This is a genomic window from Aestuariivivens sediminis, from assembly GCF_022662105.1.
GTDB classification, from domain to species: domain Bacteria; phylum Bacteroidota; class Bacteroidia; order Flavobacteriales; family Flavobacteriaceae; genus Aestuariivivens; species Aestuariivivens sediminis.
In genome coordinates this window covers 91,319-109,676 of sequence record NZ_JAKMCP010000004.1, presented here as the reverse complement: position 1 = coordinate 109,676, position 18,358 = coordinate 91,319, and the positions used below count along the sequence as shown (strand labels likewise).

General features: G+C 40.0%; 15 protein-coding genes and 1 tRNA gene. 4 read left to right on the top strand and 12 right to left on the bottom strand.

Annotated features, from left to right (window positions below):
• Positions 1 to 175: 175 nt before the first annotated feature.
• The 4 genes from MR054_RS12005 to MR054_RS11990 all read right to left on the bottom strand — a co-directional run bounded on the left by MR054_RS12005 (position 176) and on the right by MR054_RS11990 (position 6,855).
• A complete protein-coding gene (locus tag MR054_RS12005; protein ID WP_338081522.1) occupies positions 176 to 1,036 on the bottom strand; it encodes a class I SAM-dependent methyltransferase in 861 nt (286 codons plus the stop codon).
• A 66-nt stretch (positions 1,037 to 1,102) separates the two neighbouring features.
• On the bottom strand, positions 1,103 to 2,974 hold the full coding sequence (gene mnmG, locus MR054_RS12000) for a tRNA uridine-5-carboxymethylaminomethyl(34) synthesis enzyme MnmG (protein WP_242158064.1): 1,872 nt from the start codon (positions 2,972 to 2,974) through the stop codon (positions 1,103 to 1,105).
• Between the two features lie 82 nt (positions 2,975 to 3,056).
• A complete protein-coding gene (gene ybeY / locus MR054_RS11995; RefSeq protein WP_242158063.1) occupies positions 3,057 to 3,467 on the bottom strand; it encodes an rRNA maturation RNase YbeY in 411 nt (136 codons plus the stop codon).
• Positions 3,460 to 6,855, bottom strand: coding sequence for a DUF4175 family protein (locus tag MR054_RS11990; RefSeq protein WP_242158062.1), 3,396 nt, complete (start codon positions 6,853 to 6,855; stop codon positions 3,460 to 3,462). The genes ybeY and MR054_RS11990 overlap by 8 nt, the downstream gene beginning before the upstream one ends.
• A 91-nt stretch (positions 6,856 to 6,946) precedes the next feature.
• On the opposite strand from MR054_RS11990, the gene gltX reads away from it, so the two are divergent.
• Entirely contained in the window at positions 6,947 to 8,461 is a 1,515-nt protein-coding gene (gene gltX, locus MR054_RS11985; protein ID WP_242158061.1) for a glutamate--tRNA ligase, read from the top strand.
• Positions 8,462 to 8,560: 99 nt separating this feature from the next.
• On the opposite strand, the gene MR054_RS11980 is transcribed toward gltX, so the two are convergent.
• On the bottom strand, positions 8,561 to 9,244 hold the full coding sequence (locus MR054_RS11980; RefSeq protein WP_242158060.1) for a hypothetical protein: 684 nt from the start codon (positions 9,242 to 9,244) through the stop codon (positions 8,561 to 8,563).
• An 84-nt stretch (positions 9,245 to 9,328) separates the two neighbouring features.
• Between MR054_RS11980 and MR054_RS11975 the strand changes: the two genes are divergently transcribed.
• Complete coding sequence (locus MR054_RS11975; RefSeq protein WP_242083636.1) at positions 9,329 to 10,252, top strand: SPFH domain-containing protein; 924 nt, start codon at positions 9,329 to 9,331, stop codon at positions 10,250 to 10,252.
• 107 nt (positions 10,253 to 10,359) lie between these two features.
• Here MR054_RS11975 and MR054_RS11970 read toward each other — a convergent pair whose 3' ends face one another.
• The 6 genes from MR054_RS11970 to MR054_RS11945 form a co-directional block, all read right to left on the bottom strand.
• Entirely contained in the window at positions 10,360 to 10,665 is a 306-nt protein-coding gene (locus tag MR054_RS11970; protein ID WP_242158059.1) for a hypothetical protein, read from the bottom strand.
• 106 nt (positions 10,666 to 10,771) lie between these two features.
• The gene (locus tag MR054_RS11965) at positions 10,772 to 11,404 is read right to left on the bottom strand and encodes a response regulator (RefSeq protein ID WP_242158058.1); all 633 of its coding nucleotides are present in this window, start codon (positions 11,402 to 11,404) and stop codon (positions 10,772 to 10,774) included.
• A complete protein-coding gene (locus MR054_RS11960; RefSeq protein WP_242158057.1) occupies positions 11,391 to 12,887 on the bottom strand; it encodes a sensor histidine kinase in 1,497 nt (498 codons plus the stop codon). The genes MR054_RS11965 and MR054_RS11960 overlap by 14 nt, the downstream gene beginning before the upstream one ends.
• 206 nt (positions 12,888 to 13,093) lie before the next feature.
• On the bottom strand, positions 13,094 to 14,257 hold the full coding sequence (locus MR054_RS11955; protein ID WP_242158055.1) for a GNAT family N-acetyltransferase: 1,164 nt from the start codon (positions 14,255 to 14,257) through the stop codon (positions 13,094 to 13,096).
• A 68-nt stretch (positions 14,258 to 14,325) separates the two neighbouring features.
• Complete coding sequence (locus tag MR054_RS11950) at positions 14,326 to 14,814, bottom strand: DUF1761 domain-containing protein (RefSeq protein WP_242158053.1); 489 nt, start codon at positions 14,812 to 14,814, stop codon at positions 14,326 to 14,328.
• 80 nt (positions 14,815 to 14,894) lie between these two features.
• Positions 14,895 to 16,901, bottom strand: a complete 2,007-nt coding sequence (locus MR054_RS11945) for a glutamine--tRNA ligase/YqeY domain fusion protein (protein WP_242083630.1) — start codon at positions 16,899 to 16,901, stop codon at positions 14,895 to 14,897.
• Positions 16,902 to 16,999: 98 nt separating this feature from the next.
• Here MR054_RS11945 and folB point away from each other — a divergent pair, with 98 nt between their 5' ends.
• Positions 17,000 to 17,362 carry a dihydroneopterin aldolase gene (gene folB / locus MR054_RS11940; protein ID WP_242083629.1) on the top strand — a complete coding sequence of 121 codons (363 nt, stop codon included), beginning with the start codon at positions 17,000 to 17,002 and terminating at the stop codon, positions 17,360 to 17,362.
• A gap of 77 nt (positions 17,363 to 17,439) precedes the next feature.
• Positions 17,440 to 17,510, top strand: a tRNA-Cys gene (locus MR054_RS11935).
• A 69-nt stretch (positions 17,511 to 17,579) separates the two neighbouring features.
• Here MR054_RS11935 and MR054_RS11930 read toward each other — a convergent pair.
• On the bottom strand, positions 17,580 to 18,275 hold the full coding sequence (locus MR054_RS11930) for a LysE family translocator (RefSeq protein WP_242083628.1): 696 nt from the start codon (positions 18,273 to 18,275) through the stop codon (positions 17,580 to 17,582).
• Between the last annotated feature and the right edge of the window lie 83 nt (positions 18,276 to 18,358).

Here is an 18,358-nt window from a genome sequence, read left to right as displayed (position 1 = left end):
GCGGAAAGGCATGAATTTATAGCTATAAGAATAATTTATAGACATATTAAATTTGAATAATTTTTGATTATCATATTTTGACTTAAATAAAGCGATTTAAGAGCGTATTTAATATCCTTAAATACTTATTTGTACGGAAGTGCTAAAATGCCTTCTGAAGTGATTTAAAACGATTTTATTTGTTTTTAATGACATAAATGAAGGACGACGCTTCTTTTGTTTTAAAATAGTTCAAATTGGAAAGGCATCCAATCCAAATGGCCCGTACAACATTCATTTGACCAAACTTATATTTCTCTGACAGCAAGCTCACATAAAACGCATCGAACCACATGGGTTTCATGGCAACCACTTTCATATCGTGCCGTTCTACCAATTTAGAAATGGAGGCTTTATTAAAATGCCATAGATGTCTGGGCACATCATAGGCTGCCCAAAAGTTTTTATAATATGAGGCATCATAACTTTTATAATTAGGTACGGCTATCATTAAAGTGCCCTGAGGTTTTAAAAGTTTTTTAAACAGCCTAAGCTGTTTCTCTAAATTGGGTAAGTGCTCCAGAACATGCCACAAGGTTATGACATCAAAACGCCTTTCATGACGCGTGGCCAACCACTCCGGAGGATGTACCGCATCATTTGTTTTTTGATTCGCCAAGGCTCTTGCGTGATCATGGGGTTCAATTCCGGTAATGCTCCAGCCCTTTATCATGGCCCGCTCCAGAAAATCTCCCGTGCCGCATCCTACATCCAACAGATGATTGCCATCCCCCGACCAACGTCTAACGCATTTTAACTTGGATCTTAGCGTTACAGATTTTACAAGGTGATAGCCGTGTTCAAACCAATTTCGTCGGTTTCCCGTATGCGAAATATAATCCTCGCTTTGGTAATATTCAGACCACCTTTCCTGAGGGGGTTGCGGTACCGTTTCTAAAAATCCGTATTCCCGGTTTTCCATTAACTTGAATACCTCTCCCGAAACGGAATGATCCTTAACTTCTAAATAAAATTGAATTTCCCTTTCTGTTATCACAAATCAACCACGCTTTAATTAAAATTGTAATATCCCCTATAATGTTCCACGTGGAACATATGGGGTCTATCTTCCCATATAAACCAATAAAACTGAAATGTCATTGGGGGACACCCCACTAATCCTGGAGGCCTGTGAAACGGTCTTTGGCCGTACTTTTTTAAGCTTTTCACGCGCTTCGAAACTCATGGATTTGATTTTAGCATAGTCGAAATCCTCCGGAATTTTTACATATTCCAATCGGTTGAGCTTGTCGGCATTGTTTTTTTCCTTCGCGATATACCCGGAATATTTCACTTGAATTTCGGTTTGTTCAATAACCTCCCGATCCAACTGATGATCCTGGATGTAGGCCGCAACGCTCTCCAGCTGTTGCATAGCCTTCATGTCCAGGTTGGGTCTGGCAAAAATCTTAAACAGCTTTCCGGCCTGACTCACCGGGGCTGAATTATGGGATTCTAAAATGGGGTTGATGTCCTCAGGACGCACACTGGTGTTTTTAAAAAAGGACACAAAATGCTTCGAGGATGCCTGCTTTTCCTCCATACGTCTTAATCGCTTTTCAGAGGCCAATCCCAATGCATAGCCTTTAGGGGTTAGTCTCAAATCGGCATTATCCTGACGCAATAAGGTTCTGTATTCCGCTCTTGAGGTAAACATCCTGTAGGGTTCTTCCGTGCCTTTCGTAATTAAATCATCAATCAAAACGCCTATATAGGCCTCATCGCGTTGTAGGGTAAAGGGTGCTTTCCCCTGGACCTTTAAACTGGCATTTATTCCGGCCATTAATCCTTGTGAAGCCGCCTCTTCATAACCCGTGGTCCCGTTTATCTGTCCGGCAAAAAACAAGCCTTTAACTAATTTGGTTTCCAAAGTATGCCAAAGTTGAGTGGGAGGAAAATAATCATATTCTATGGCATAACCGGGTCTAAAAAACTTAACGTTCTCAAAGCCTTCAACAGAACGTAATGCCCGAAACTGAACCTCCTCGGGAAGGGAGGTGGAAAATCCATTCACATAAACCTCAACAGTATTCCATCCTTCCGGTTCGACAAACAACTGATGTCTTTCCCTATCGGCAAAACGATTAATTTTATCCTCTATGGATGGACAATAGCGTGGCCCTAAACTTTTAATGCGTCCATTAAACATAGGAGACCGATCGAAGCCTTCCCGTAACAGATCATGAACCAGCGCACTCGTATAGGTCATGTAACAGGACCGTTGTTTTTCCAAAGGTTTGGTGATATCTAAAAAGGAAAATTTTTCAGGTTGCGCATCACCGGGCTGCTCCACCATTTTGGAATAATCCAAAGAGCGTCCATCCACCCGGGGAGGTGTTCCGGTTTTCATCCGTCCGGCATCGAAGCCTAAATCGACCAATTGTTCTGTAATTCCGGTAGCGGCCTTTTCACCGGCCCTGCCTCCACCAAAATTTTTATCTCCAATATGGATGAGTCCATTGAGAAAAGTGCCATTGGTTAACACTACCGATTTGGATCTTATATCGACCCCCAAAGCCGTTTTTACACCCACGACACGCTCTCCTTCAATAAGAAGACCGCTTACCATGTCCTGATAAAAATCAAGATTTGGCGTGCGTTCTAAAAGGAGTCTCCAATCTTCAGCAAAACGCATTCGGTCACTCTGCACCCGGGGACTCCACATCGCCGGTCCCTTGGACTTATTCAACATTTTAAACTGAATGGCCGAGGTGTCGGACACCAGTCCACTATAGCCTCCCAAAGCATCAATTTCCCGTACAATCTGACCCTTGGCTATACCACCCATAGCCGGATTACAAGACATTTGCGCAATGTTCTGCAAATTCATAGTAACCAGCAGGGTCTTACTCCCCATGTTTGCCGCCGCTGCCGCCGCTTCGCTTCCCGCATGACCGGCTCCAACAACTATAACATCATAAACTTCATTAAACATAATTAATCAAATAAGCATTACATTGTTCCACGTGGAACACCGTACCTTAAAGTTTGCAAATATACGTCGAATTCCTGAATTGTTACCCCCAAAGATTAAGGTAATGGGTCTCCTTAGCTCTCATGTTTGCCTTATCTGTCTCGTGTTTATCGGTATACCCACAGTAATGCAAAATACCATGAATCATAACGCGAAGTAATTCATTATGAAAAGCCACCCCAAAAGTCCCGGCATTTTCTGCTACCCGTTCTACGGAAATATAAATATCGCCTTGTATTATTTTTCCTATAGAATAATCGAAACTTATAATATCCGTCAACGTATCGTGATTTAGAAATTCGACATTCAATTTATGCAAATATGCGTCGTCACAAAATATATAACTGATATCGCCTTCAGAACATCCCTCTAAGCCAATGACCTTAGAGATCCAATTTGAAATCTCCAATTCATTATCCAACTTAAAATCGGTTTCATAATTATAATCAATCATTCACTGAATTAAAATAGGCTTTTACTTTCTTTTTATATTCGAGATGCAAAGGTAAGGCTTGTCGATTCAATATTTCCGTTGTATTAAAATATTGTTTGGCCGACTGAATCGCATTGGTACTCGTGTTCGTAAAGGTTTTGGTATTCGACTCGGATTCCCGTCTATCCTCCTGGCCCTGTTGTAAAGTGGCCTGTTCCAACTTTAAAAGTTGATGCTGCAAGTCCATCATCTTTTGAAGCGTTCGCTGTGTAAACCCTTTATTCAGCAAATCGAGTTCTACCTCTTCCATGTCCTTTAAAATGCGATCTCCAACACCGCGCTGGCCTTCCTTTTCCAGACGTTCTTTCAATGCCTTACGCAATTCCTGCTGTTGCTGATAGATCTCAAACAACTTTTCACTGATAAACTCATCGGAAAAATTCTGACCTTCACCACCTTCCTTTTGACCGTCCTTTTGTTCCCCTTTATTTTTACCATCGCCTTCATTTTCCTCTAATCCATTGGGACGTTCTCCTTCGTTTTTTGGTTGGCCCTCCTCACTGTCCTTCATGCCCTCCTGCATCATTTTCTTAAGTTCTTCCTGACCCATAATAATATCGGGTAACTGCATCTCGCCTTTACCGTTACCGGGCTTCATGCTCAGCGATTCCTGCATATTGTCCAGAATGGAACTTAAAAAATCGGCCAAATTATTAGCAGCAGTAACCGCAAATTGTTGCTTCGACACCCCTTGATAAAGTTGATTTTCGGCTAAAAGACTCAAAGCTTTATCCATATTAAAATACACCTCGGTGATCTCCTTATTCACCTGTTCTGAAATTTTTGGCTGTCGTAATGACAAGGCAAAAAGACTGTCATCAATATGTTCGAAATGTTCTTTGAGGTAATTTTGCTCACGCAGGTAGTTCGCATATTTATTATGATTGACCTCAATGGTCTTGAATTGATGCATCAAGTCCTCTTCATCAAAGGAAAAGAGCAGTAAATTATCTAATATTTGCCTAAGCATTTGGATGTCTTCCTGCATCTGTTCCCCGCCACCCGATTGCATGCTACTTTGCATGCGCTGACTCATCTGCTTCATTTTTTGACCGGCTTTCTTTTGACTTTTCTGAGCATTTTTTAAATTCTCATCTTTCTCTTTTTGATCTCCCTGATCCTCCTCGCCCATAGGATTCGGAGCCATTTCCTGCAATTGTTCTGTAGCCTTATCCTGCTCCTTATCCACTTCGTTTTCATCCAATTTATCGCGTGGGATGTCCAATGGTTTCTTCAGGCCCTTGTTGTCTTTTTCCAATTGATCCAAATCCTTTTTATACGCATCAAACTGCTTGTTGAGTTCTTCCTGGCGTTCTTTTAATTGGTCTTGCTCGGCGCTGTTTGATAATTTTTCCTGCTCCTCCCCTAATTTCATTAAATCCTCATTAAGCTTATTAAACTTTTTTTCAACATAATACCGTTTCGTTAACTCCAATAACTGCTCCAGGCTGCGCTTTTTATTTTTATTCTGCTTGGCCAGCTCTTCCAGTTTTTCTACTAAATCTTCCTGATTAATCTTATCCTGGAGTTGTCTCAATTCCTCCAACAATTTCTCATCCTGTTTTAACTGGGCTTCATTTTCTTCCAATCGCTTTTTCAAATCCTCATTAAACACATCCTTATCCCGGTGTTCCTTTTGAAAATCCTCTAAGTTATCCTTTAACTTCTTGTTAAAATGCTTCATCATTTCATCCTGCTGCTCCTGTCGCTTTAAAAATGATTCCAATTTCTTCTTGTCATTAAAATTCAGCAAGGATTTTTCTTTCTGGGTCCTGGTTAATTCCTCCAGTTGTTGTTCCTGTTTTTTGTAATGGTTTAAGGAATTGTTGATGTCCTGAATGGTTTGACTCTGTTGCTCCAAACGTCTTTTTGTTTCCTCTTCATCGGTTCGTTTTCTGTAGGTAAATGTGCTGCTCTTTGCCCTTTTGAAATGATTAATAGCATCATTGTCAAAAACCTGAAAATACAATTCATAAGGTCGGCCCTCTTCAACCTCCAGACCATCCGGGAACACGCTTACAAACTGGGACACGTTGGACGCAGAAATGGCAATTGATTCCGTTTTTTTATGGCTTGTATCATCCAAAGGATAATACACTAATTCCAGCTTTGACAGCCCGTAATCATCACTGGCCTGGCCATAAAAATATAGGGTTTGCTGGTCTATACTATCCGTTTGCACCTGAAGGTTCAATTCGGGAAATTCATCCTTAATAACGGTGATTCTAAAGGCCAAATTCTCATAATTACTAACGTTCTCATTACTGGTACTAATTTGATAATCGACATGGTTAAACACCTGCTTCGAGGCCTCAAACACGTTGGATTGACCTGATGAAAACCCGAGCGTATCTTTGGCATATAGGTGTACGCTGTCTGTAGATTTGGTTATGACCTTCCAGGTGATTTTAGTTCCCTCTGGCACGGATGCATTTCCCGTGCTTTTGATCACTTCATTGGATTTCTTTGTATGCACAGGATAATCCAAGGCCATTTCAAAATTTACTAAGGCGGGCACCTTAAGAACCGTTAACTCATAGGGTTTGGATTGAATGCCGTTCGCTTCCAATTGAAATTCTACAGGGCTTTGGGGTTTGGAAAATACAAACTCAAAGGTCGTTGCATTGGTCTTCTGTAAAAAATAGGACTCCCCGTTAAATTGGATTCGGGCATTTTCGGGAACCACCTCACCTACCGTCTTTACAATAAGTTTAAAGTCCTGATTCTCAAACGTATTCAACGCTTCGTTCACCACAAAAAACGTAAAAGGAGCTGGCGGTTCGAATGGTGTTTTGAAATGCACGACACGGGTGTAACTGTCACTAAACCAGTTAAAATTTCCAAAAACGAAACTCCCCAAAAGGATCGCCACAGGAATGGCTGCATATTTCAAATATTTGGTATTTTTACGCAGGTTAATGGCCACTTTAAACGGTATGGGCTTCAATTCCAATGATTTTTGTTCAATACTGGCCAATACCAATTCCGACTGGTGCCTGGATTGATTAAGCTGTAAGACATTGAGCAATTTATCATTGACTTCGGGGAAGTATCTTCCAATCATCTTAGAGGCCGCTTCATGGTCTATCCCCTTTTGAAGCTTAAAGAGTTTGGCCAGCGGCAAAACCACAAATTTCGCCAATAACAACAGCTCAACGCTAACAAAGACCCAAAACAAAACCGTTCTGGCCGTGGGGTTTAACCATAACATGTATTCCACAAAGAGCACCACTAACATATACAACAACCCAATGGCAAAAAACAAAATGATCCCCTTTAGCAAGGCATTGAGGTAATACTTCCTAATGAATTGCTCTAACTTAATGACTATGTCGTTAAAATCGCTCATCCTATAAAAACAGTGATACTAAACTACAATTTTATTTAGTACGGGGCTTATAATTATGTGTTAATTGTATCTTTGCTCAAAATAACCAAAAATGACCAAAACCGTACGTGTGCGCTTTGCGCCAAGTCCAACGGGACCATTACATATAGGTGGTGTTCGTACTGCTTTATTCAATTATTTATTCGCGAAAAAACACGGTGGGACATTTGTGCTTAGAATTGAAGATACGGACCAAAATCGTTTTGTAAAAGGCGCTGAAAACTACATTATTGAATCCTTGAACTGGTGCCACATCCCCTTTGACGAGGGCCCGGGTAAAAACGAACGATTTGGCCCCTACAGACAGAGTGAGCGCAAAGCGTTGTACAAACAATATGCCGACGTGTTAATTGCATCCGGTCATGCCTATTACGCCTTTGACACTGCAGAAATACTGGATTTCCATAGAAAAGACCACGAGGCAAAAGGCAAAACCTTTGTGTATAACTGGCACAACCGGTTAAAGCTTACTAATTCCTTATCCTTAAGCGCCAAAGAAACCCAGGCCAAGATACATGCCGGAGAACCCTATGTGATTCGCTTTAAATCCCCACAAGGGCAAACCCTCCATTTGAAAGACCTGATTCGCGGTGATATCAAGGTAGACTCCAATACCTTAGATGATAAAATCCTGTTTAAAAGTGATGGTATGCCTACCTATCACCTCGCCAATATTATTGACGACCACCTCATGCAAATTTCTCATGTTATCCGTGGCGAGGAATGGCTGCCCTCTTTAGCTTTGCATTATCTCCTGTACAAGGCCTTTGGATGGGACATCCCTCAATTTGCGCACCTTCCCTTAATATTAAAGCCAACGGGTAAAGGCAAATTAAGTAAGCGTGATGGTGATAAACTCGGGTTTCCCGTATTTCCTCTGGAATGGGAGGATCCCAAAACCCATGAGATTTCCAGAGGGTATAAGGAAGAAGGGTATTTCCCCCAGGCCGTAGTTAACTTTTTGGCCTTTTTGGGTTGGAATCCCGGTACAGAACAAGAGCTGTTTAGTTTGGAAGCCCTAATCACCAATTTTGACATTGCACGGGTTCACAAAGGGGGCGCCCGTTTTGACGCCGACAAAATCAAGTGGTTTAATCATCAATACATGCAGTTGCAAGATAATGTGAGTCTGGCTGAAGCATTCAAATCGGAACACAATGCCCTGGAGGATATTGACGTTAACTATATCGCCCTGGTGATTGGCTTAATTAAGGAGCGCGCTACATTCATTAGTGATTTTTGGGATCTGAGTTTTTATTTCTTTAAAGCCCCGAAACAATACGACAACAAAGATCTAAATAAAGCAATTAAGGAGGACACTCCGGAACTTATGGCTGAATTGGCAACTCTGGTAAGCACTATGGATGCGTTTACATCAAAGAACCTTCAAATCACCATAAAAAGCTGGATCGCAAGCAAGAATGTGGGGTTTGGTAAAGTAATGATGCCCTTACGATTAGCCCTGGTCGGCGCCCTTCAAGGACCCGATGTTTTTGATATCATGTACATGATTGGCAAAACAGAAACCGTTAGTCGTATTAAAACATTGATGCGCCATTTGCCATAACCCTGTCATTCTGAATTCATACCCACGGGGCAGGGTAGTAGCGGATTAGCTGTTAATCGGTAGTTTCAATGGCTGCTAAAACCCCTCAGGCCCATGCCCTTAAAAAGAAACCATCGCACCAAAAACCAACATGGACTGATTGCCCTTAAAGCGAGCATCCCCTCCGCTAGTATCCAGATTTTGGTCTTCCAGTTTTTTCAAGAGGTTCGTAAATCCATAAATATACTGAGCCTTTAGTCTAAAAAACCCATATCCTACCGAAGCCCCAATTACCCCGTTAAAGTTAAATTGGGACACGGCACTGATATCTTCTACTTTCAGGTTGTCATAATTATTGATATAATACCCCTCTTGATTCTCATTTTTTAGTTCAAGTTTCCCATTATACTGTATCATAGGCCCGGCATCAATAGTCAAATGGCTACCAATCAATTTAATATGCCCCAATAATGCCAATTGTGCTGCAAATAATTTGTATTGTATTAGCTCTTGTTCCTGTCCCCCCTGGGTTGCTCTTCCCTCTATACCGATGTAATTTTCGGAAAGTTGCATGCCATAGCTCATATTGTACCATCTATGGGGAATATCTACCGTAGCGGATGCCCCGAATAAAAATCCGTTGTCCTTCTTTGTGATAAAATTATCGGTTTCGATATCGAGTTGGGTAATTGCCCCAAAGATTCCAATACCGTTGGTAATTTTATACGTTTTATGCTGAGCAAAACTTTTTGTAACAAAAACCAGTAAAAGTGCTACTAATAGGGTGCGAGGTTTGTATTGCATTTGTTGGTTGATTGGTTTGGTATGACCCTCAAATATAGTATAAATTTTGTATCTTAATTTTTTAAACCTAATTAAACACCTATCATGAACTATCTTTTCTATCCGCTGGTTATTTTCCTGATCCTCGTTATTTCCATTTCTGCATTCTTCATAGTAAAACAACAGACAGCGGCCATCATTGAACGTTTTGGCCGTTTTCATAGTATCCGCCAATCCGGATTACAATTAAAAATTCCCCTTGTAGACCGGATCGCAGGCAAACTGAGCCTTAAAATCCAACAACTGGATGTCCTGGTGGAAACCAAAACCCTGGACGATGTATTTGTCCGCCTCAAAGTATCTGTACAATATAAGGTAATCCGTGACAAGGTCTATGACGCTTTTTATAAATTAGATTATCCCCACGACCAAATTACAAGCTATGTCTTTGACGTCGTACGGGCAGAAGTCCCTAAGATGAAGTTGGATGATGTGTTTGTAAAAAAAGATGATATCGCCATTGCCGTGAAGTCGGAGTTAAACGATGCCATGCTGGATTACGGGTATGACATTATCAAAACTTTAGTAACCGATATAGACCCGGATGCTCAGGTAAAATCGGCCATGAACCGTATTAATGCTGCAGAACGTGAAAAAATAGCCGCACAATACGAAGGTGATGCCCAACGTATATTAATTGTTGAAAAGGCCAAAGCCGAAGCCGAAAGCAAACGGCTACAGGGGCAAGGTATTGCCGACCAGCGTCGTGAAATTGCCCGCGGACTGGAAGAATCCGTTGAAGTCCTGAATCGGGTGGGTATTAATAGTCAGGAGGCCTCGGCCCTTATTGTAGTCACGCAACATTACGACACCCTTCAGTCCTTAGGCGAAGAAACCAATAGTAATTTAATCCTGCTTCCCAATGCCCCTCAGGCCGGAAGTAATATGCTGAATGATATGGTGGCCAGTTTTACGGCAAGCAACCAGATAGGAGAGGCCATGAAAGACGCTAAAAAGAAAGGAAAATAATTCGGCTTAAACCTAAATTATCGAAGCCCACAGTCAAAAATATAATTTAAAAAGTGGGACAGCAGGCCTACCTGTCAATAACACGTCCACAGGAGATGAACACGCTATCATCTCCTTATTTTGTTCCATGGCTTATAATTTTTGTAGGCTGGTCCCGTAAGCTTAGAGCGTTCGGATCCAAAAACTATTGATGTGTATTTTACCGTCTTGTTTTTATTCCAAGGTTTCTGGTTTTTAAATGCGGGCCCCGTCAGGTTTTCTTTTTTGGAAAATGAATAAACTGCTAAAGGTTCACTCTTATTTAACCAAGGCTTATAATTTTTATAGGCCGGACCCTTTAACTCACTTCTTTTCTGTGCCATTACGCCATAGGACACCAAACTTAGCGTCAAAAATAAAACTAGATTTCTCATAGGTCCAATACATTAAATTTTGATGTAAAATTAAGCACAGACCACAGTGCTTAACCCTATGAGAAATTACCTATTTTGTATCCGTAATAATACGGATACACATTAATCATATAAGATTTATTTTAACCGCCTTTTTAATAAGTTCTGCGGTATTCTTGACATTGAGTTTTTTAAGTATGTTTGCACGATGGGTTTCTATAGTTCTGGAACTTACATATAATTTTGCTGCAATTTCCTTGGTGGTTAACCCTTTTGATATTAGTTCTAACACTTCGAGTTCCTTTTTCGAGAGCATATCGTTACTAACCGTATGTTCCGACATAAAATTGATCATCTTTTCGGAAATTTTTTGATTGAAATACTTCTTACCCTTACTAACCATCCGTACGGCCTTTAACAACTCTTCCTGATCTGTGTTTTTTAAAAGATACCCGTAGGCCCCCTTTTTAGCACATTTAGCGATATAATTGCCCGCATCGTGCATCGATATCACAATTGGTTTAATTGCATTGTTTAAGTGCTTTAAACGCTTTAAAACTTCAAACCCATCCATGTTTGGCATGGTTATATCCAATAATATGATGTCAATATTATTATCTGTCTTAATAAACTCTAACAATTCTACACCATCACTAGCGCAGTTAACAACTTCAACATCGTTATGATTTTTTAGAAGTTCTTTAAGGCCGTTTCTAAACAACTCATGATCATCCGCAATAATCAATCTAATTTTTTCCATCCTCTATCGGTAATTCTATAGTAAAAGTTGTACTACTTCGCCTGGAATTAATCTCAAAGGTCCCATTACACATTTCCACGCGCTCTTTAATATTAACGATACCTGAACCCAAATTTACGTTGTTTACATTAAAACCAATACCATCATCAAAATAAAAGAGTGAAATAAAATCATCAAATTCAGATAGGGTGACTCGAATGTGTTTTGCCATAGCATGTTTTAAGGTATTGTTTGTAAGTTCCTGGCATATTCTGAAAAGATTAATTTCTTGATCCTTAGTAATATTGCTATGCTTTGGTTTTAATAAATCTTCAAATTCTATTGAAATATCCGTAGATTTTCTCATCTGATTGAAAAAATTACTTAGTGCCACACCTACTCCAAAATCGTCAATAGTAGAAGGCAGTAAGGCATTCGACATTAAGCGCACCTCTGAAATGGTCTCATCAGTCAATTTTTTCAATTCCTGCTGTAATTCCCCATTCCCCACTTTATTCTCAATATAAAACTTTAAAGATGTTAAAAGTGGGCCAATCCCATCGTGTAATTCACGGGCAAGACGACGTCTTTCATTTTCCAGTCCTTCTAATAGTTGCCGTTTGGTTCTCAGACTACGGGTATTTTCATTATTTCTATACTCTAAAAGTTTATCGCGCATCTTAATCAAACTTTTCCCCAATGAGTCATTTTCACCTTTTGGAATGTAGTGTGTATTTAAATTCATTTCACCTATCTTATTCGAAAAATCTACTGCCCCTTGCAATGACTTTTTCAAATGATTTAAAGCATCATACATTTCTTTTATTTCATTTGAGTTTTTGGAAAACACCTCTGTTCCGTCATAATTACCTTCTGCCATCACCTTAAGACTTTTTTTCATCTTTATAATAGGGTCTGCAATTATTTTGGTTAAAAACAAGGAAATAAAAATGGCTAGAATCATAATGACCAACATTAAAATTAATAGCCGCCATTTTAAACTTTTCAATGGTGCCTCTACTTCATCCTTGTCTATTTCTGAAAGAATAATCAATTTCAAATTTGAAAATTCAATTAAGCTATAAACACCATAGACCTCTACATTTCTATAATCCCGGTAAATGCCTTTACCGGATTTCGATCGTATCGCATTTCGCACACCTTCGGTATTTACCATGATATCCGTTGGAGATGATTCTTGAAGGAACCGCGATTGCGTTCGCATTTTAAAATCTTCTCCTACTAAATACGACTCCCCTGTTTTACCCATTCCGGTTCGTTCTAAAAGAACATCCATAATCCTGTCGTATTTAACCATTTTCATAACGGGAAGACTATCCTCAATTTTAACCAACGCAATGCCTAATTCCTTATTCTTTATTAGGGAAGTAAAGTCATAAATTCCAGGTTCACTTATCTGTTCTGGTAATTGGAAATTCAAACTGTCCTCCGGAAATTTTGGAATGGGATTATTGATGAATTCCTGCCACTCCGCCTGAATCAACTTTTCTAACTGGTTTTCCTTTAAAGTCTTTATAGAGTTAAGCTGTTGAAGGATTCGATTCTTTAAAACATCTGAAAACTGATTATAAAAAGTAATGGATAGCAGTATTGCAACGAAAAAAACAAGACTGTTAATAATTATTAATATGAGTGATTTTAAGCTAATCTCTTTTGAAAATTTAAGTTCTCTAAGCTACAAAGATAGGACTAATTGGTTTCAATGAAAGGGTGTCGCTCCTTCCAATTCTGGGTTGGATTCATAAGTTTAAAGACAGGGTACAACATGGCGTTTAGAATGGGATTTGTATGCTTTAAATACATGACCATTGGTACAGGTTTAGCACCTACCGAACTCTTAATGGCCATGGCTGTTCGGGCATAAACTATGGTGGAAAACCGATTCTCAATACCAAACTCGAGCATGTCATACAGCATGTTTAAATACAACTGATTGGGGTATTGGTGTTCGGCATCATAGCCCAAAAAATAAGTTTCCAGGTGTTTTCCGTTTAAAATTAGGGTGTAAAACCCAACAAGGGTCTGGTCCAAAAAGTAACCATAGACCCTAAAGTTAGATTTCAATTGAAGCTTTAGGCTGTAAAAATGGTTTTCAGGTAAGACAAAGGTATTAAATCGTGCATTGTTGGACACATTTAAATACAATTGATGTAATACTTTGGAATTCTTTTGAATGGTTTCTATATCGAGCTCTTTCACTATGATTCCGTTAAATTTCCTTCTCGCACGTTTGTATCGGTCCCTGTATTTTTTATTTAAATCTGCAATGTAATCCTCCATCGTCAACCAGTGATCATCTACAAATAACATCATATTGGGCTGTACCTTAACCTGGTTTAGCTGATGTCTCCTAAAAATACCCGGATCCTCAATAATAGGATCCTCTTTAAAAAAATCCTTAACAATAATGGCCCTGATGGTTTTGTTTTCAGTCTTTTTGATGTCCCGGGTCAAATCCTGAAGCCCTTTAAAAATGAGTTCAAAATAGTCGGCTTGAGTGATTTCATTGGCATCAAAGCAAAGTGCGTGTTGCCCCGTATGCGTTAAGTTACCAACGACCAGAACCTGTCCCTTTAACCCCCGGGACACCATATCTCGTAGGACAGCCCTTAAACGTGATGCCGGGGTTTTTCTAAACATCTCCTTCAGGTATAGTCGTACATGCTGTATTATAGCGATTCCAACAAGATCCTCATTCTTAAAAACTCCCATATAAAAGCATTGCATGTTTTTAGGTGTGGCCTGTTCTAACGCTTTTAAATAAGGGGTTTGTAAAAACAGATCATGGCCTCCGAGATGGTTCCAATGCTCAGGGAGTTCATCATAAGATTTATAAATGCGAACTGTTTTCAATAGTCAAGAAAAAAGACTGAAATTAAATACACTTCAGTCTTTATTTATAAGAATAAATTACAATATTTTTATTGCCATCCACAAATTATAGCTCCCATAACACCCATAGTAACTATCCAATACCCACTGTTGATGAATATATATTTAGCCCCTTTGCGTTCAAAAAGGGCATTGGTGCCCAAAATTGGAAGCGCAATAAAAATACCCCCAAAAACACCATGAAGTGCTCCATGTCCAAAAGTTCGGAAGGCATCACCATAGTCTGCCATAAAAGCAGCATAGGACGGTAGAGCGCCATCTACCTTATCCAAACCTCCAATCATGCTCATAGCTCCCATTTGGTGAATCGTTATTGGCAGTAATGACATGGCCAGTAAAAAAGCAAAAATTAAAGCAAGAATAAAAATTTTAGCCATGTTGGCGCCTTTCATATTCTCCTCTGTCATGCCTGCCGCTTGCATCCATGCATTACCAAATACTTTTGGGTTATACCAAATAAATCCAATTACCAGTGCAGAAATCGCTGCTACCAGCAGTGCTAAAAAATTAATGTCCATAATGATTCATGTTTAGTTAGTTGCTAAATATAATCAAAATACCGCGAAGTGAACTTTTTTTAACAATATGACAAAGGCCATCAAGACGATATAATAGCCTTAACCTCAGCAACTAATAGGTCGTTTTGATCCAACAGGGCTTTATCTATGAAGGCTTTTATGTTATTATTGTTCGACAATCCATTCTCCAGGAGGACTCCTAAGGTAATTGCCACGGCTATACGAGTCCCCACTTTTTTAACAGCCGTGTTAAATAACGGTTCAAGCTCCTGGTAACTCACCGCCTTGGCCAACTCCTGAATCTCTGCTTTAACCTTTTCCCGTTTGGCCTGTGGTAAATTGGTGTATTTCTTGCCTAATTGCTGAATCACATCAATGGCCTTTCGTTTCGGGGCCTGGGCCTTCTGCGTATTCGAATGTTGATTTTGAGGGGTTTTATTGGACTGCTTTGCCCAGGTGTCCCTGAGACCAACCGTTTTATTAAAGACCAGATGCTCCCGGGTCGCCTCCTGATCCACATTAAAGTATCCGAGGCGTTGAAACTGAAATCGGTCTCCTGTTTTAGCCTCTTTCAAGCTAGGTTCGACAAAAGCCTCAATGACTCTTAACGAATCCGGATTTAAGAATTCCATAAAATCCCGGTCCGGATAACTATCGGGAGCCTCATCCATAAACAACCTGTCATATTCCCTAACCTCCGCTTTAATGGCGTGTGCTATCGATACCCAGTGCAAGGTTCCCTTAACTTTTCGCGACGTATCCTCCGAATAGGTACAGTGAATTTCGACACTATTTTGGTTATTATCCTTAACCACCTTTTCGGCCTTGATAATATAAGCGTTCTTAAGACGAACCTCTCCTCCCAACCTGAGTCTGAAAAATTTGTTGCCCGCCACTTCTTTAAAATCTTCCTGTTCGATATACAATTCTCGTGAAAAGGGTACTTTTCTGTACCCGGCATCTTCATCCTCCGGATTGTTCTCCGCATCCAACCATTCCACCTTGCCTTCCGGATAATTGGTAATCACCAGTTTCACCGGATTTAATACGGCCATAACCCTGGGGGCTACCTTGTTCAAATCTTCACGAACACAAAACTCTAAAAGCGATACGTCTATGACATTATCCCTTTTGGCAACACCAACGGTCTCCACAAACTTCTTAATGGCGTTCGGGGTGTACCCCCTTCTTCTAAGCCCTGAAATGGTAGGCATTCTGGGATCGTCCCAGCCACTTACAACACCATCCTCCACCAACTTCAACAGCTTGCGTTTGCTCATAATGGTATAGCTTAGATTTAAACGTGCAAATTCGCGTTGCTTTGGCCGTAACTTCCGGGGATCGACAATCTGGTCCAAAAACCAATCGTACAACTCTCTGTGTGGTTTAAATTCCAAAGAGCACAAGGAATGTGATATTTGTTCAATATAGTCGCTCTCCCCATGGGTCCAATCGTACATGGGGTAAATGCACCAATCACTCCCTGTTCTGTGATGGTCCTTTTTGATGACGCGATACATGATGGGATCCCGCATCAGCATATTGGGATGCTGCATATCTATTTTGGCCCTTAAAATATGTTCTCCTTCTTCAAATTCCCCCTTTTTCATGCGTTCAAAGAGCTCTAGGTTTTCGGCTACACTACGATCCCTGTAAGGTCCCTCCACCCCCGGTTGTGTGGGTGTCCCCTTTTGCTCGGCCATGGCTTCACTGGATTGGGAATCGACATAGGCCTTCCCTTCCTTTATCAATAGGACGGCCCAGTCATAAAGGGTTTGAAAATAGTCGGAGGAGTAGAGCTCCTGATCCCACTTATAACCCAACCAGGAAATGTCTTCTTTGATGGCATCCACATACTCCTGTTCTTCTTTAGCCGGATTGGTGTCATCAAAACGCAGATTAACAGGTGCCTCGTATTTTTCTCCAAATCCAAAACTAATCCCTATGGCCTTGGTGTGACCTATATGGAGATAGCCATTGGGTTCCGGAGGAAACCGAAAACGTAACTTTTCCTTTGGCAACCCATTAGCCAAATCGTCTTCTATAATTTGCTCAATAAAATTAAGTGATTTTCTTTCTTCAGACATAAAATGTAAACTTCCAAAATTAGCAACCGGAAACTCTTGTACTTAAGTAAAAATGTTTGAACAAAATTAGGTAATTTTACCGACTTAAATAAGATTCCATGGGAATTATAAAAGTTGAAAATATTCGTGTATTTGCTTATCACGGTTGCTTAAAGGAAGAATCTAAAATTGGAAGTGATTACCGCGTGGATTTAAGGGTTAAAGCCGATTTACAGCCCTCTGCAAAAAGTGATAACTTGAATGACACGGTAAATTATGTGTTTTTAAATCGTATTATCAAGGAAGAGATGGATAAACCTTCCCATTTGCTGGAAACCGTTTGTCGGCGTATTTTAAATCGTATATTCAACGAAGCCCCTTTGGTGACCAAAGCCTGGGTAAGTGTGAGTAAGTTGAATCCTCCAATTGGAGGCGATGTACAGCGCGTAACCGTTAAAATGAGTGAAACGCGCAAAAATTAGATTGTTTATAGTCTAAAGTCTTTATTTTTTATATTTTTGCTCTCTCTATCAGGGGCCTCTACAAATACAGAGGATTTGGCGTCATGGCCGAGTGGCTAGGCAGAGGTCTGCAAAACCTTCTACAGCGGTTCGAATCCGCTTGACGCCTCAAAAAAGTGACTGGGTATCAATTGTCAGGCTGAGCGCAGTCGAAGCCTTTTTGAAACCAGTCACTTTTTTATTGGGGTAATTTATCTCTAATCGGGTTTATTTTTTCCAGTTTCTCTATATTCTTTTCATAGCTCTTTGGAAAAAGGCCCTGAACCAATAACAATATGCCAAAACCCAAAATAACCATAGCAATTATTTTCTTTGCCTTGAAAATAAGCCTGGGCGTTAGCCTGGCTCTGAGTTTTTTGGCTATTAATATTTTAAACACATCGGTTATAAAATAGGAGGCTAACATAGACACAATAAAAATGAATCCTCCATTTTCAGAACTGGTCAAAGAATCTCCTAAAACAATAAAGCCAAGCCATCCCAATAATACCCCTATATTGATAAAATTAAGTAAAAACCCCTTTATAAATAATTTACCATAGTCCTTCTGTATTTCCACTTTATGGTATTCCTTAACGATGGCCCTGAATGACTGTGACGTTCTTATAAAGGATATTACACCATATACGATCAGCAAAACGCCTCCAAAGATTAAAAAATTGGGGTCATTACTAATTTTTCCTCTCAGGTTATTGGTACTGTAAAAGGCAATGATAATAAATATAATATCGGCAAGGATGACCCCTAAATCAAAAATTAAAGCGCTTCTAAAGCCTTTGGTCGCTCCGGTTTCCAAAAGCACAAAAAAAACTGGACCTATAGTGAAAGCCAGTATAATACCAAATGGAACAGCCGTTAAAATATCATCAAACATAACTTTGTGAAGCTTAATACAAAGTAAAGAAATATTTACGCCTTCTCAAACCATAAAAAAGCGTGTGGGTCTAAACCCACACG

Bases quoted from the DNA above. Each gene is read 5' to 3' on its own strand.
- folB (WP_242083629.1), top strand. From the start codon at position 17,000: ATGGGAATTATAAAAGTTGAAAATATTCGTGTATTTGCTTATCACGGT.
- MR054_RS11975 (WP_242083636.1), top strand. From the start codon at position 9,329: ATGAACTATCTTTTCTATCCGCTGGTTATTTTCCTGATCCTCGTTATT.
- mnmG (WP_242158064.1), bottom strand. From the start codon at position 2,974: ATGTTTAATGAAGTTTATGATGTTATAGTTGTTGGAGCCGGTCATGCG.
- MR054_RS11950 (WP_242158053.1), bottom strand. From the start codon at position 14,814: ATGGACATTAATTTTTTAGCACTGCTGGTAGCAGCGATTTCTGCACTG.
- MR054_RS11930 (WP_242083628.1), bottom strand. From the start codon at position 18,275: ATGTTTGATGATATTTTAACGGCTGTTCCATTTGGTATTATACTGGCT.
- MR054_RS11980 (WP_242158060.1), bottom strand. From the start codon at position 9,244: ATGCAATACAAACCTCGCACCCTATTAGTAGCACTTTTACTGGTTTTT.
- ybeY (WP_242158063.1), bottom strand. From the start codon at position 3,467: ATGATTGATTATAATTATGAAACCGATTTTAAGTTGGATAATGAATTG.
- MR054_RS11945 (WP_242083630.1), bottom strand. From the start codon at position 16,901: ATGTCTGAAGAAAGAAAATCACTTAATTTTATTGAGCAAATTATAGAA.
- MR054_RS11970 (WP_242158059.1), bottom strand. From the start codon at position 10,665: ATGAGAAATCTAGTTTTATTTTTGACGCTAAGTTTGGTGTCCTATGGC.
- MR054_RS11965 (WP_242158058.1), bottom strand. From the start codon at position 11,404: ATGGAAAAAATTAGATTGATTATTGCGGATGATCATGAGTTGTTTAGA.
- MR054_RS11990 (WP_242158062.1), bottom strand. From the start codon at position 6,855: ATGAGCGATTTTAACGACATAGTCATTAAGTTAGAGCAATTCATTAGG.
- gltX (WP_242158061.1), top strand. From the start codon at position 6,947: ATGACCAAAACCGTACGTGTGCGCTTTGCGCCAAGTCCAACGGGACCA.